Source organism: Burkholderia territorii (genome assembly GCF_001718335.1).
Taxonomy (GTDB): domain Bacteria; phylum Pseudomonadota; class Gammaproteobacteria; order Burkholderiales; family Burkholderiaceae; genus Burkholderia; species Burkholderia territorii.
The window spans coordinates 1,047,491-1,061,043 of the sequence record NZ_CP013365.1 but is presented as its reverse complement, the minus strand read 5'-3'; the positions used below and the strand labels follow the sequence as shown (position 1 = coordinate 1,061,043).

At 68.4% G+C, this 13,553-nt stretch carries 12 protein-coding genes; 5 read left to right on the top strand and 7 right to left on the bottom strand.

The window, feature by feature from the left end:
* From WS51_RS04760 to WS51_RS04740, 5 genes are all read right to left on the bottom strand, one after another.
* A complete protein-coding gene (locus WS51_RS04760; protein ID WP_059507722.1) occupies positions 1–375 on the bottom strand; it encodes a hypothetical protein in 375 nt (124 codons plus the stop codon).
* Between the two features lie 223 nt (positions 376–598).
* Positions 599–1,669, bottom strand: a complete 1,071-nt coding sequence (locus WS51_RS04755) for an AI-2E family transporter (RefSeq protein ID WP_059450211.1) — start codon at positions 1,667–1,669, stop codon at positions 599–601.
* A 158-nt stretch (positions 1,670–1,827) separates the two neighbouring features.
* Entirely contained in the window at positions 1,828–2,937 is a 1,110-nt protein-coding gene (locus WS51_RS04750; RefSeq protein ID WP_069228680.1) for an NADH:flavin oxidoreductase/NADH oxidase, read from the bottom strand.
* A 144-nt stretch (positions 2,938–3,081) separates the two neighbouring features.
* Positions 3,082–3,768, bottom strand: coding sequence for a type 1 glutamine amidotransferase domain-containing protein (locus WS51_RS04745; protein WP_060329437.1), 687 nt, complete (start codon positions 3,766–3,768; stop codon positions 3,082–3,084).
* A 410-nt stretch (positions 3,769–4,178) separates the two neighbouring features.
* Positions 4,179–5,213: a substrate-binding domain-containing protein gene (locus WS51_RS04740; RefSeq protein ID WP_081053278.1), complete on the bottom strand. Its 1,035-nt coding sequence runs from the start codon at positions 5,211–5,213 to the stop codon at positions 4,179–4,181.
* Between the two features lie 168 nt (positions 5,214–5,381).
* Here WS51_RS04740 and WS51_RS04735 point away from each other — a divergent pair, with 168 nt between their 5' ends.
* Together WS51_RS04735 and WS51_RS04730 are read left to right on the top strand one after the other, a co-directional pair.
* Positions 5,382–6,968: a glycoside hydrolase family 68 protein gene (locus WS51_RS04735; RefSeq protein WP_069229123.1), complete on the top strand. Its 1,587-nt coding sequence runs from the start codon at positions 5,382–5,384 to the stop codon at positions 6,966–6,968.
* Between the two features lie 166 nt (positions 6,969–7,134).
* Complete coding sequence (locus tag WS51_RS04730) at positions 7,135–8,790, top strand: glycoside hydrolase family 32 protein (RefSeq protein WP_069229122.1); 1,656 nt, start codon at positions 7,135–7,137, stop codon at positions 8,788–8,790.
* A gap of 71 nt (positions 8,791–8,861) precedes the next feature.
* On the opposite strand, the gene WS51_RS04725 is transcribed toward WS51_RS04730, so the two are convergent.
* The gene (locus WS51_RS04725) at positions 8,862–9,611 is read right to left on the bottom strand and encodes an SDR family oxidoreductase (protein ID WP_059450205.1); all 750 of its coding nucleotides are present in this window, start codon (positions 9,609–9,611) and stop codon (positions 8,862–8,864) included.
* Between the two features lie 145 nt (positions 9,612–9,756).
* Positions 9,757–10,674, bottom strand: coding sequence for a LysR family transcriptional regulator (locus WS51_RS04720; RefSeq protein ID WP_059450204.1), 918 nt, complete (start codon positions 10,672–10,674; stop codon positions 9,757–9,759).
* 159 nt (positions 10,675–10,833) lie between these two features.
* On the opposite strand from WS51_RS04720, the gene pdxR reads away from it, so the two are divergent.
* The 3 genes from pdxR to WS51_RS04705 all read left to right on the top strand — a co-directional run bounded on the left by pdxR (position 10,834) and on the right by WS51_RS04705 (position 13,284).
* Positions 10,834–12,315 carry a MocR-like pyridoxine biosynthesis transcription factor PdxR gene (gene pdxR / locus WS51_RS04715; RefSeq protein ID WP_069228679.1) on the top strand — a complete coding sequence of 494 codons (1,482 nt, stop codon included), beginning with the start codon at positions 10,834–10,836 and terminating at the stop codon, positions 12,313–12,315.
* 95 nt (positions 12,316–12,410) lie between these two features.
* Positions 12,411–12,848: a carboxymuconolactone decarboxylase family protein gene (locus tag WS51_RS04710; RefSeq protein WP_059507346.1), complete on the top strand. Its 438-nt coding sequence runs from the start codon at positions 12,411–12,413 to the stop codon at positions 12,846–12,848.
* 13 nt (positions 12,849–12,861) lie between these two features.
* Positions 12,862–13,284 carry a cupin domain-containing protein gene (locus tag WS51_RS04705; protein WP_155629253.1) on the top strand — a complete coding sequence of 141 codons (423 nt, stop codon included), beginning with the start codon at positions 12,862–12,864 and terminating at the stop codon, positions 13,282–13,284.
* Positions 13,285–13,553 lie beyond the last annotated feature (269 nt).

Sequence of the window (13,553 nt, the reverse complement as noted above, 5' to 3'; positions counted from 1 at the left end):
CTATCGCGAAGCCGCCTTGTCCGACTGCAGCGCACCCTTGCGATCCGCATCCATGCAGGTATCGAAGCCATGTTGCGTGACAACACCTGCCTTGTCGAACACGACGAAGTACGCCCGGTGATCGTTGCCGTGCTCGATGAAGTAGTTGTAGCAGACGCCGCTGCCGTTACGGACCATCCACACGCTGCGCGGGTTGCCGGCCGCACGAACGACATCGGCGCGCGTCGCGCCATGCCGCGACGCTGCCCGCGCCAGCGGGGTGCGCGAATACGAGAACGGCAACCACGAGTCGAACCACGCGCAGCCGTGCAGCATCAGGCACGTGGCGGCTACGGAAAGCGTCTTTGCCGGACGGGACATCGGAATCAATCGCATGCTTGGGAAAATCTGCTGCGCCATGCCGGCGTGATCGAAAGCCCCATGCTACTAGACCTTTGGGTCCGGATCGAAAAGAAATGTAGAGACTTGTGTCCGAAGCTGCATTCGACGCGCCCCGGCACACGCCCGATCGGCGCGAACCATGAACGCCTCGCGCGGGCGCGCACACGCGTCCGTACCGTCGCGCCGATGGCCCGGAGCGGCGCAACGAACGTCGTCTTCAAGCGACCCATTCGGCCCACAGCATCGTCAGCACCGTCATCAGCGCCGGGCCGACGAACAGCCCGATCAGCCCGAACGTCTCGGCACCGCCGAGGATGCCGAACAGCACGAGCAGGAACGGCAGGCGGGTCGAGTTGCCGATCAGCACCGGCCGCACGAAATGCTCGGCGACGAACACGACCACGAAGCCGAGCACCAGCACCACGACGGCCCACACGGTCGCACCCTGCACGAACAGCCAGAGCGCCGCGCCGCAGAACACGATCGGCGCGCAGAACGGCAACATCGCCGCGACGGCCGTGACGAGGCCGAGCAGCGCCGCATGCGGAACACCCGCGAGTGCATACGCGACGCCGAGTATGGCACCCTCGCCCAGCCCGACGACGACCAGTCCCGTCACCGTACCGTACACGGCTGCCACCATCCGTTCGATCAGGGCCGCGCCGCCGCGGCCGAACGCACGCTCCGCGCCCTGCAGCAACGCGCCCGACAACTTGTGGCCGGCCCTCATGATCACGAACAGCGTGACGAGCATGAAGCCGAACTCGAACAGCGCATGCGCGAGCTTCGTGCCGAACTGCCGCCCGAACGCGATGAATTTCTCGCCGCTCGCGCCATGCATCGCGGTGGCCGCGTGCAGCGGATGGCCGAGATTGGCCTGCCACCACTCGGTGATCTGGGCGGCGCCGTACGGCAGCCGGCCGACGACGTCCGGCAGCGGAATGCCGTTGTCCTGGATCGAGTGCAGCCAGACGCGCAGGTCATGCGCCTGCGAGATCGCCTGGCCCAGTGCGATGACGACCGGCAGCACGACCAGCAGCGATACGCCCGCGGTGATCGCGGTCGCGATCAGCGTCGGCCGATCGCGAAACCAGCGGTCCGATTCGAAGCGTTTCAGCAACGGCCACAACGCGATCGCGATCACGCAGGCCCACGCGATGGCGGGAAGGAAATCGCGGATCACCCACAGCGCAAGCGCGAGCAGCGCCGCATACAGCACGGCGCGGGCGACCTGCTGCGCACGCGGCCGCGCGGCGGAATCCTGGGAAGGCGAGACATGTGCGCGCATGGCACCTCTGTCGAAATGAAAAATGGCGGTTCGCGCCGGCCGAAGGCCGGTGCGAACCGCCATTCTATCCATCGATACAGCTGCGGCATGCGGACGCGATGCCAAGCATTGTCAAATGCGCGCCGCACGTCGCGCGCGCGGCACGGTGCGTCGTGCGCTCAGGCCACCTTGTCCGCGACGCGATAGCGTTCGAGCCAGTGTGCGTACGGCGCAGGCAGTGTCCACGACGGACGCTCGACGCCGAGCTGCCTGGCTGCGTAGTACGGCCAGTGCGGATCGGCCAGATGCGCGCGGCCGACCATCACGAGGTCGAGCTGCCGTTCGGCAACGACACGCTCGGCCAGTTGGGGCGTGTCGATGCCCCACGCGGACGACACCGGCAGGCCGGCCTCGCGGCGCACGCGCTCCGCGATCGGCGCGAGGAATGCAGGCCCCCACGGAATGCGCGCGTCGGGCGTCGAGAAGCCGACCGACACGCTCAGCATGTCGAGCCCTTCGTGCTTCATCCGCTGCGTGAGCGCGATCGATTCGGCGAGCGTCTCTTCGTCGCGGCCGTCGTATTCGATCACGCCGAGACGCGCGGTCAGCGGCAGGTGCTCCGGCCAGACCTGGCGGACGGCCTTCAGCGTGTCGACGAGGAAACGGCTGCGGTTTTCGGCCGAGCCGCCGTACTCGTCGTCGCGCCGGTTCGAATGCACGGAGAAGAAGCTCTGGCCGAGATAGCCGTGCGCGAAGTGCAGCTCGAGCCATTCGAACCCGAGGTCGCGGGCGCGCTTCGCCGATGCGACGAAGTCGGCCTGCACGCGTGCGATGTCGTCGTGCGTCATCGCGCGCGGCGTCTTCGGCAAATGCGCGCCGAACGGCACGGCCGACGGTGCGATGGTCTGCCAGCCGCGCGGATCGCCGTCGGCGATGTGGTCGTCGCCTTCCCACGGACGGTTCGCGCTCGCCTTGCGGCCCGCATGCGCGATCTGGATGCCCGGCACCGCGCCGGCCGCCTTGATCGCCGCGACCGACGGCGCGAACGCCTCGGCCTGCGCATCGGTCCACAAACCGGCGCAGCCCGGCGTGATGCGGCCTTCCGGCGACACGGCGGTCGCCTCCGCGATCACGAGGCCCGCGCCGCCGCGCGCGATGCCGGCCAGATGCACGTGATGCCAGTCGTTGACGACGCCGTCTTCGGCGACGTACTGGCACATCGGCGGCACCGCGATACGGTTGCGCAGCGTGACATCCTTGAGTTTGAACGGTTCGAACAGGGCAGACATCCACCACTCCTTTGCTTGGTTCTACGAAACGACTGGATGAGCCGTCGTGCGGTGCGCACGGCGGAACGAGTCAGGCCGCCGCCGGGCCGGTCGCGCCGGACGACGGAAACGGCGCGGTGCCGGTCGCGCCGGCACCGCGCCGGCTTACTGGCGGCCGAGCTTCGCGAGCAGCGCCTCGGCAGCGGGCTCCGACGACGCGGGGTTCTGCCCGGTGATCAGCAGCCCGTCGGTGACGACATGCGGCGCCCAGTCGGCGCTGCGCTCGAACTGCGCACCGTTGGTCTTCAGCATGTCCTCGACGAGGAACGGCACCACTTCCGTCAGCTCGACGGCCGCTTCCTCGCTGTTGGTGAAACCCGTCGCACGTTTGCCGCGCACGACCGATTCGCCGGTCTTCGGATCCTTCACGTGGCGCAGCACGCCCGGCGCGTGGCACACGGCGGCAACCGGCTTGCCCGCCGCCAGCGTGCGCTCGATGAGGCCGATCGAGTGCAGGTCTTCGGCAAGGTCCCACAACGGGCCGTGCCCGCCCGGATAGAACAGTGCGTCGTAATCGTCGGCCGACACGTCGGCCAGCTTGTGCGTGGCCGCGAGCACGGCCTTCGCGGCCGGATCGGCATCGAAGCGGCGCGTCGCGTCGGTCTGTGCCGACGGATCGCTGCTCTTCGGGTCGAGCGGCGGCTGGCCGCCCTTCGGCGATGCGAGCGTCAGCTCGACGCCCGCATCCTTGAACGCGTAATACGGCGCGGCCAGTTCCTCGAGCCAGAAGCCGGTCTTCTTGCCGGTGTCGCCGAGCGTATCGTGCGAGGTCAGGACAACCAGAATCTTCATGATCGGACACTCCTTCGAAATGGGGGAACGGGGCCGCGTCGCGACGGCAGCCAACGCGACGCACGCCGCGTGCCGGGACGCCGACGGCGCGCCTGCCGGTTAGGCCGCTGGCGCGCGTCAACGTGCCGGCTCCGTACCGAAAAAATCTTGCGCGAGCCTATTAGACCAGTCGTCTAGAGCAAGCGCGAAAAAAACGACGGCATCTCCTGCACCAGCATCGCAGCGCGATATGGCATTTTCGCGTCCGCTGGCAGGAGCGACGTCGCATTCATGAGGCCGCATGATAGCGCCGGATTAGACCGGTCGTCTAGAACACATGCATTCAGCCCTGTCACCGTCATGGCTTTTGCGCTGTAGCGCGTCCCGCGACGCTCATCGCCGATCGCGCTCCATGCGTGCCGCCGCAGCGGTTAGCCGTTCAACGGCCCGTCGGTGTCGCCTGCATCGATCGTCGGCATCTCGAGCCGATGCCCGCGAACGCCGTCGGCAAGCAGGCCCAGCATCAGGTCCGCCAGCGCACGCCCGGTCGCATGTCCGGTCGGCTGCACCACCGCCGTGACCCGATGCGGATGCGCGATATCCGGCGGCACGCCGTCATAGACGATCAGCGACATGTCGCGGCCCAGCCGCAAGCCGCTGTCGGCCAGCGCGCGGAACGCCCCGCCACCCGCGATATTGTTGTCCACGAGCAGCGCCGTCGGCCGTTCGGCCAGCGCAAGCAGGGTCTGCGCGGCCTCGTGCCCGCCGTCTCGCGTAAAAGCACACTCGACGAGCAATGCCGGATCGGCGTCGATGCCGGCCTCGCGCAGCGCCGCGAGATAGCCGGCGCGACGCTGCATCGCGAAATTCAGCGACAGCGGTGCACTGATCATCGCGATCCGTCGATGACCGAAGCCAATCAGGCGGCGCACCGCATCGCGCGCGCCCGCTTCGTTGTCGAAATCGAACCATGCGTAAGGGTCGGCAGCTTGCGTTCGACCGTACGCGACGTACGGAAACGCATTCGAGCGCAGGTACGCGATGCGCGGATCGTCGACCAGCGTGCGCGCGACGATCAGCCCGTCGACGAGCCTGCCGTCGACCAGCCGGCGATACGTGTCGAGCTCCGCATTCGGCCGCGCGGCCGCGATGATGAAGTCGAGATTGCGCTCGCCGAGCCGCTCGGTAATGCCCGCAACGACTTCGCCGAAGCGCGGATCGCCAAGATCGCCGGCGCCGAACGGATACACGATGCCGATCGCATCCGCGCGCCCCGTCGCCAGCCGCCGCGCGGTCGGATCCGCGACATAGCCGAGTTCGCGCGCCGCCTTCATCACGCGCTCGCGGGTCGCCTCGCTCACGTCGTCGTAGCCGTTCAGCGCCCGACTGACCGTCGTGCGCGACAGCCCGAGCGCATCCGACAGCGCCTTCAGATTCACCTTCACGTCGCTCCTCGCGTTGTGCATGCCATTCATCTATCCCGTCTCGGCCGGCAATTATTTCCGAATGGCAGTTATTACCGTCAAATATTTATCTTTTGACGTCCAAACCGGTTTGAAATAGCATCCAAACCGGTTTGGATTCGAATGCCATCTCAGCAGTTCCCTTTCACCGTCAACGGAAACAACGCCGACATGACTTACTTTCCTTTTTGCCGCGCGACCGCGGCCAAACGTTTGCTCTTCGCTGGCGCGGCACTGGCCGCCTTCGCGTGCGCGTCATCCGTCGCGCATGCGCAAAGCACCGGCGCGCCCGCGCCCACGCCGCATACGCAGCAGGCCTACGATCCCGAAGGCAATTTCACGATGCGCTGGACCCGCGCGGACATCCGCCAGATCGTCGCGCAGTCGCACACGGCCGGCGCCGACAGGAACTCGCTGCCGCAGTCGCTGACGATGCCGGACATCCCGCAGGCTTTCCCGCTGATCAACTCGAACGTATGGGTCTGGGATACCTGGCCGCTGGCCGACCTGCGCGCGAACCAGCTCAGCTACAAGGGCTGGGAAGTGATCTTCTCGCTCACGGCCGATCCGCACGCCGGCTACACGTTCGACGATCGTCACGTCCATGCGCGCATCGGCTTCTTCTATCGCCGTGCCGGCATCCCCGCGTCGCAGCGTCCCGCGAACGGCGGCTGGACCTGGGGCGGCCACCTGTTCCCGGACGGCGCGAGCGTCAAGGTGTTCGGCACGTCGCCGATGACCAACAACGCCGAATGGTCGGGCTCGGCGCGGCTCACGCACGGCGACAACGTCAGCCTCTACTACACCGCGACCTCGTTCAACCGCTCGGCGCCCGGCGGCGCCGACATCACGCCGCCGCAGGCGATCATCACGCGCGCCGACGGCCACATCCATGCCGACGACAAGCACGTGTGGTTCAGCGGCTTCGACGATCACAAGGCGCTGCTGCAACCGGACGGCAACTACTACCAGACCGGCCAGCAAAACACCTACTTCTCGTTCCGCGATCCGTTCGTGTTCACCGACCCTGCGCATCCGGGCAAGACCTACATGGTGTTCGAAGGCAACACCGGCGGCCCGCGCGGCGCCCGCACCTGCACCGAGGCCGACCTCGGCTACGCGCCGAACGATCCGCACCGGGAAGACCTCAACGCCGTGATGAACTCGGGCGCAGTGTATCAAAAGGCCAACGTCGGTCTCGCTGTCGCGACGAACCCGCAGCTGACCGAATGGAAGTTCCTGCCGCCGATCCTGTCGGCGAACTGCGTCGACGACCAGACCGAGCGCCCGCAGATCTATCTGAAGGACGGCAAGTACTACCTGTTTACGATCAGCCACCGCACGACGATGGCCGCGGGCGTCGACGGGCCGGACGGTGTCTACGGCTTCGTCGGCAACGGCATCCGGAGCGACTTCCTGCCGCTGAACGGCGGCAGCGGCCTCGTGCTCGGCAACCCGACCGACTTCTCCGCGCCGGCCGGCGCGCCGTATTCGCAGGACCCGAACCAGAACCCGCGCGAGTTCCAGTCGTATTCGCACTACGTGATGCCGGGCGGCCTCGTCGAGTCGTTCATCGATGCGATCGGCCCGCGTCGCGGCGGCACGCTTGCGCCGACCGTGAAGGTCAACATCAGCGGCGCGTCGACGGCGGTCGACCGTGCATACGGACGCGGCGGCCTAGGCGGTTACGGCGACATCCCGGCGAATCTGCCGGCGACCGGCGCCGACCACAACGGCGGCCCCGGCACCCGTCCGTAACGGGCCCGTACGAACGCTGCGGGCACCGCCCGCCAGCGTCGAGGCGGCGCATGTCGCGCGTGTCGCGTGTGCACCGCCTCCCTCCTTCGCAGAATCGCGCATGCCGCCGCTGCAAGCGGCATGCGCGCTCCTTTCCCGCTTCGCGCGCCGAAGCACGGAACCCCGCATGAGATCGACGTTTTTTCGCTTTTACTTCCGGATGACCGGGCTGCTGCTCGCGTGTGCGGCAAGCGCGACCTGCTCGCACACCGCTGCCGCGCGCTGCGGCATACCGGCCGCCGACGGCACGCCGCAATGGCGACCGGCCGTGCATTACACGCCGCAACGCAACTGGATGAACGATCCGAACGGGCTCGTCTACGAGAACGGCCGCTATCACCTGTTCTACCAGTACAACCCACTCGGCCATGACTGGGGCAACATGTCGTGGGGCCATGCGACCAGCACCGACCTCGTCCACTGGCGCGAGCAGCCGGTCGCGATGCGCGCGAACGCAACGGAGGAAATCTTCTCCGGCTCGATCGTCGCCGACACGCGCAACACGTCCGGCCTCGGCGCGCCGGGCGAGACGCCGCTGGTGGCGCTTTACACGAGCGTCTACAAGGACGGCTCGGGTCACGCGCCCGGCACGCAGGCGCAGTCGCTCGCTTACAGCGTCGACCACGGCGCGACGTGGCGGCCCTACGCGCACAACCCCGTGCTCACGCTCGATCCCGAGTCGAAGCAGTTCCGCGATCCGAAGGTGTCGTGGTACGCGCCGGGACGCTATTGGCTGATGACGACCGTGGTCGCGGACGCGCAGGTCGTGAAGCTCTATCGATCCGATGACCTGATTCACTGGTCGTTCCTGAGCGACTTCACGCTGCCGGACGTGCCGCATGCGGGCGCGCTGTGGGAAATGCCCGACCTCGTGCCGCTGCCCGTCGACGACGATCCGCGGCACATCAAGTGGGTGATGATCGTCAACGTCAACCCGTGGTCGATCGCCGGCGGCTCCGGCGCGATGTATTTCGTCGGCGACTTCGACGGTCGCACGTTTACGCCTGACCGCGTCGCGCCGGCCGGTTCCGATCCCGCGCGATTCCGCTGGGTCGATCACGGCGCCGATTTCTACGCCGCCGGCACGTTCTCCGGCGCGCCGGGCGCACGGCCCGTCGCGATCGCATGGATGAGCAACTGGGATTACGCGGCCAAAGTGCCGACGGCGCCGTGGCGCGGCGCGGCGACGTTGCCGCGCGAGTTCGCGCTGAAGACGATCGGCGGCGAACCGACGCTCGTCGTGACACCGGCCGCCGCGTTCGATGCGTGGGCCGACGGGCGGCCCGCCGTGCATGAAGGCGACCTGAACGTCGAGTCCGCCACGCGCGCGCTGTCGGACGCCACGCGCGGCGTCGCCCAGCGCATCACGGTGACGATCGCGCCGCGGCACGCGGCCCGCGCGGGCCTGATCGTTCGACGATCGGCGGATGGGTCGATCGGTACCCGGATCGTGTACGACACGGCGAAGCGCACGCTGACGCTCGACCGCTCGCGCGCCGGCGCAACGGCTTTCGCCGGCACGTTCAGCCGCGAGCACATCGTCGATCTGCCACTCGAGCATGGGCAGCTGCGACTCGAAATCGTCGTCGATCGCGGGTCGGTCGAGGTGTTCGCGAACGGCGGCCGCGTCGTGCTGACGGACCTGATCTTTCCGCCGCTCGATGCGGACCGCGTCGCCGTGTTCGCCGAACACGGCAGCGCGACGTTCTCGGGGCTGACGGTGACGCAGCTTCACGGCCCCGATCGCGGCGACGAGGTTCATGACGTCTGTGCATCGCGCTAGCGACGCGATCGCACGGCAGGGCTCGGCGGCCCGACATCGCGTCGGGCCATGCAGCCGCGCCGGTCATGCGCTCAGAGCAGACCCATCCCGCCCGACGCGATGATTTCCGCGCCGACGATGAACGCGGACTCCGGCGCGCTCAGGTGCAGCACGGTCGACGCGATTTCGTCCGGCGTGCCGAACCGGCCGATCGGGACGAGGCCTTTGATCTTGTCCGCCGTCTCGTCGAGCGTCGCCGCGTCGAGCCCGAGCTTGCCGTACAGCGGCGTCTGGACCGGGCCGGGGCTGACCACGTTCACCCGCACGCCGTGCGGCAGCAGCTCCGTCGACAACGTCTTCGCGAACGAATTCACCGCCGCCTTGCTCGCCGCATACACCGACGAACCCGGCATCCCGATATGCGCGTTGATCGAGCCGTTGATCACGATCGACGCACCGCGGTTCAGCAGCGGCACGAGCGCCTGGATCTGGAAATAGGCGCCCTTCACGTTCGTGTCGAACACGAGGTCCCACAACGCCTCGTCGATATCCGCGAACGGCGCGAGCTTCGCGACGCCCGCGTTGATGAACACGGCGTCGAGCCGCGCGCCGGAGGCCGCGATCGCGTCGGCCAGCGCCCGCGCCGACGCGACGCTGCCGGCCTCGTTGCGGATCGCGAGCGCGCCGTCGCCGAGCGACTCGCGTGCGGCGGCGAGCGTCTGCTCGTCGCGACCGGTGATGATGACCCGCGCGCCTTCGGCCGCGAATGCGCGTGCGGCCGCCAGGCCGATGCCGCTGTTGCCGCCCGTGACGAGGACCGTTTTTCCTTCGAAGCGTTGCATGATGTTCTCCTGTGAACCGGTGAGTTGACCGTGAACACAGGATGCGCGCGGCGCGCGGCCTTGCCGTACGAGCACCGCGGCGGACATGTTCGAAATCTTCGAACGTGTTTGCGGCGCCGGTCCGTCGGCTGCGCAGCCGACGCACTCAGCCCGACACGTCGATCCCGTCGAGCAGGCGCTGCGCGAGCCGAGGTTCGCGCAGTTGCTCCAGCCACCATTGCAGCGCGCGACCGTCGCGCTCGCCGCGCCACGCGACGTACAGCACGTTCGGCTCGCGCGGATCGGCGGTTTCCTTCTCGACGAGCTCGCCGCGCGCAAGCAGCGACGCCACGCGCCGGCGCGGCACCCAGCCGACGCCCAGCCCGTCGCGCTGCGCAAGGATCTTCGCGCGCATCGACGGCACCGCGAGCACCGCCTGCCCGCCGAGCAGCCCGTATGCGCGGCCGACGGCCCGCCGCGACGAATCGGCGACGACGACCGCGCGATGCGCGCAAATCGCGTCGCGGGTCAACCGCTCGCTCGACGACGCCAATGGATGGCGCGGCGATACGGCGAACACCCATTCCATCGCGCCGAGTTCGAACCATTTGAAACCGGGAATCGCCGGCGGCTCGTTCGTCGCGCCGACGACCAGATCCGCGCGGCCGTCGCGCAGCGCTTCCCAGGTGCCGCCGAGCACTTCGTGCGTGAAGCGCAGCGACACGCCCGAATCGAGCGCATCGAACGCGCGCACGACCGGCAGCAGCGTGTCGAACTCCAGCACCTCGTCGCTGACGATCCACAGCCGGTCCTCCCAGCCGCTCGCGACCTGCCGCACGCGCTGCGTGAGCCGCGCGACGTCCAGCGCGAGGCGCGACGCCTCGTCGGTCAGCAACTGGCCGGCCGGCGTGAGCTGCAGCCGGTAGCCGCGCCGGTCGAACAGCAGCGCGTCGAAACGCGTTTCGAGCTGCCGTGCGGCGTGCGATACGGTCGACGGCGCCTTGCCGAGCCGCGCGGCCGCCCGCGACAGGCTGCCGGTGGCGCGGATCGCATCGAGCAGCGCGAGTTCGTCTTCGGACAGCATGGGTCACTCCGGTCGGGGATTGGGATGGATCGTAAGGCACCGGCGGGCGGCGGTCCAATCGAATGGCATCGTGCCGCGTGCTCGGCGGATGCCGCGCCGGCCACGCACTTCCGGTATGCTCATCGGCATCAATTCGCCACATTCGAGGTAACCACTGCGATGGACATCGCGATCCGCATCGAAGGCCGCCACGATCTGACCGGGCAAATCTTCCGGCAGCTGCGCTCCGCGATCGTCGACGGGCGGCTCGAAGGCGGCGCCCGGCTGCCGTCGACGCGCGATCTCGCGAAGCAGCTCGGCGTGTCGCGCAAGACGACGCTCGACGCGTTCGAGCGTCTCGTCGCCGAGGGCTTCCTGAATACACGCGCGGGCGACGGCACGTTCGTCGCCGACGGTCTCGCGCGGGTTCCGCATGCGGCGGCATCGGCGCCGTCGCTCGTCGAGGACACGCCGCCCGTCCACGCCGTCGACGTGCGCGCACCGTGGGACGACGTGCCCGACACCCTTGCGATGCCCGCGCCGCAGCCCACGCCCGCGTTCGACTTCCGCGGCGGCGTGACCGACAAGACGCTGTTCCCGTTCGACGCGTGGCGCCGCTGCCTGCATCACGCGCTGCGCCAGCAGGCGCGCGGGCCCGGCCAGTACCACGATCCGGCCGGCGATCCGCAGTTGCGCGGCGCGATCGCGCGCTACGTCGCGTTCAGCCGCGCGGTCGCGTGCGGCTGGGACGATGTGCTCGTCACGCAAGGCGCGCAACAGGCGCTCGATCTGATCGCGCGCGTGGTCGTGCGGCCGGGCGACGTCGTCGCAGTCGAGAATCCCGGCTATCCGCCCGCGCGCGCGGCGTTCGCGTCGCTCGGCGCGACGGTGATCGGCGTGCCGGTCGATGCGCACGGCCTCGTCGTCGAGCGGCTGCCCGACGACGCACGCCTCGTCTACGTGACACCGTCGCACCAGTTCCCGCTCGGGATGCCGATGACGCTGGACCGGCGCGTCGCGCTGCTCGAATGGGCGCAGCGTCGCCGCGCGGTGATCATCGAGGACGACTACGACGGCGAATTCCGCTTCGAGGGCCGGCCGGTGGAATCGCTGAAGAGCCTTGATCGAACGGGCCTCGTCGCGTACGTCGGCACGTTCTCGAAGACGATCTTTCCCGAACTGCGGATCGGCTACGCGATTCCGCCGCGCGCGCTGCGCGGCGCGCTCGCCAAGGCGAAGCAGATCGTCGACTGGCATACCTGCACGCTCACGCAGGCGGCGCTCGCGCGCTTCATGCACGAAGGCGACTTCGCGCGGCACCTGCGGCGCGTGCAGAAGCACTACGACGCGCGCCGCAAGATGCTGCTCGCGCATTTGCGCGGCAGCCTCGCGCGCTGGTTCGACCCGATCGTGCCGACCGCCGGCATCCATCTCGCCGCGCATCTGAAACCGGGGCTCGATGAAGCGGCGCTGATCCGAGCCGCCCGCAAGCACGACATCGGCCTGTACGGAATCTCCGCGTTCCACGTCGGCTCGGCGGCGCGCGCGGGGCTGCTGTTCGGCTATGGCGGAATCGACGCACTGCGCATCGACGCGGCGCTCGCGAAACTGGCCGCGCTGCTCGATTCGGCAAGTGCGGACGGTACGGTACTGGTTACCTGATTTTTCCTGAAATTGGCCATTCAAGCAGGCCAGTCCCGCGCTTAAAGTGGGTCCTGTCGCGCCACCGTGCGCATTCAACCGAAGAGGGATCCGCCATGCAACCGCGCCTGAACTTCTATGCCGCCAGCCCGAACGCCATCAAGGTGATGCGCAATGCCGAGGAATTCATCGCGAAAAGCTCGATCGAGAAGCCGCTCGCCGAACTCGTCCGATTGCGCGCATCGCAGATCAACGGCTGTGCGTTCTGCGTCGACATGCACACCACCGATGCGCGCAAAGGCGGCGAGACCGACCGCCGCCTGGCCACGGTCGTCGCCTGGCGCGAAACGCCGTTCTTCACCGAGCGCGAACGCGCAGCGCTGGAGTGGACGGAAGCACTGACGCTGATCGCCGACAACCACGTGCCGGATGCCGTGTGGGAAGCTGTGAAGCCGCATTTCAGCGATACGGAGCTGTTCGAGCTGTCGATCCTGATCGGGACGATCAACACGTGGAACCGCCTCGCGATCGCGTTCCGCAAGATGCCCGAGTAAGGAGGCGACGATCATGCGCTCCCGCCTCATGCTCCGCCGCGCGATGCGCTCCATGTCGCTCGCGCTCGTCGTCGCGCTGCCGGCCGCGGCCGGCGCGCACGATGCCGGCGACAATGTGCATGCGATCATGCGACAGCCCGTGCCCGAGGCGCCCGGCAAGCTCGCCGTCGTCGCGACCGTCGACTACGCGCCGGGTCAGGCATCCGAAGCACACCGGCACCTCGGCTCGGTGTTCGCCGTCGTAGCCAAGGGCGAGGTGCTGTCGCAGGTAAACGACGGCCCGGTGCGCCGCTATCGCGCCGGCGAAGGCTGGTACGAGCCGCCCGGTTCGCGCCACCAGGTGTCGCGCAACGCGAGCGCGACCGAGCCCGCGCAACTCGTCGTGTTCGGCTTGACGGGCGAGCGCCAGCCGTTGAAGTCGCCGATCGATCAGTAACGACGTTTCCGGCGAGCGTGCCGTACCGGCACGCTCCCGTGTCGCGCGCGCCAGCCTGTGACGCACGGCTTCCTCGCCATCCTCGCGCGCCGCCGCTCCACCGTGCGTGCGCCGTTCCCCGCCGTTTCCCCATTAACTGCTTCCTACACTCCAACGCCGGCACACACCCCTTGCGCCGCGCCGCCGCCCCGCTCGCCCGCACCGCCGTTCGACACACGGCTGATCTCGATCAACGCGGGCGAAAACACTTTCTTGAAATTAACTAACGC

Bases quoted from the DNA above. Each gene is read 5' to 3' on its own strand.
- WS51_RS04760 (WP_059507722.1), bottom strand. From the start codon at position 375: ATGCGATTGATTCCGATGTCCCGTCCGGCAAAGACGCTTTCCGTAGCC.
- WS51_RS04755 (WP_059450211.1), bottom strand. From the start codon at position 1,669: ATGCGCGCACATGTCTCGCCTTCCCAGGATTCCGCCGCGCGGCCGCGT.
- WS51_RS04750 (WP_069228680.1), bottom strand. From the start codon at position 2,937: ATGTCTGCCCTGTTCGAACCGTTCAAACTCAAGGATGTCACGCTGCGC.
- WS51_RS04745 (WP_060329437.1), bottom strand. From the start codon at position 3,768: ATGAAGATTCTGGTTGTCCTGACCTCGCACGATACGCTCGGCGACACC.
- WS51_RS04740 (WP_081053278.1), bottom strand. From the start codon at position 5,213: ATGCACAACGCGAGGAGCGACGTGAAGGTGAATCTGAAGGCGCTGTCG.
- WS51_RS04735 (WP_069229123.1), top strand. From the start codon at position 5,382: ATGACTTACTTTCCTTTTTGCCGCGCGACCGCGGCCAAACGTTTGCTC.
- WS51_RS04730 (WP_069229122.1), top strand. From the start codon at position 7,135: ATGAGATCGACGTTTTTTCGCTTTTACTTCCGGATGACCGGGCTGCTG.
- WS51_RS04725 (WP_059450205.1), bottom strand. From the start codon at position 9,611: ATGCAACGCTTCGAAGGAAAAACGGTCCTCGTCACGGGCGGCAACAGC.
- WS51_RS04720 (WP_059450204.1), bottom strand. From the start codon at position 10,674: ATGCTGTCCGAAGACGAACTCGCGCTGCTCGATGCGATCCGCGCCACC.
- pdxR (WP_069228679.1), top strand. From the start codon at position 10,834: ATGGACATCGCGATCCGCATCGAAGGCCGCCACGATCTGACCGGGCAA.
- WS51_RS04710 (WP_059507346.1), top strand. From the start codon at position 12,411: ATGCAACCGCGCCTGAACTTCTATGCCGCCAGCCCGAACGCCATCAAG.
- WS51_RS04705 (WP_155629253.1), top strand. From the start codon at position 12,862: ATGCGCTCCCGCCTCATGCTCCGCCGCGCGATGCGCTCCATGTCGCTC.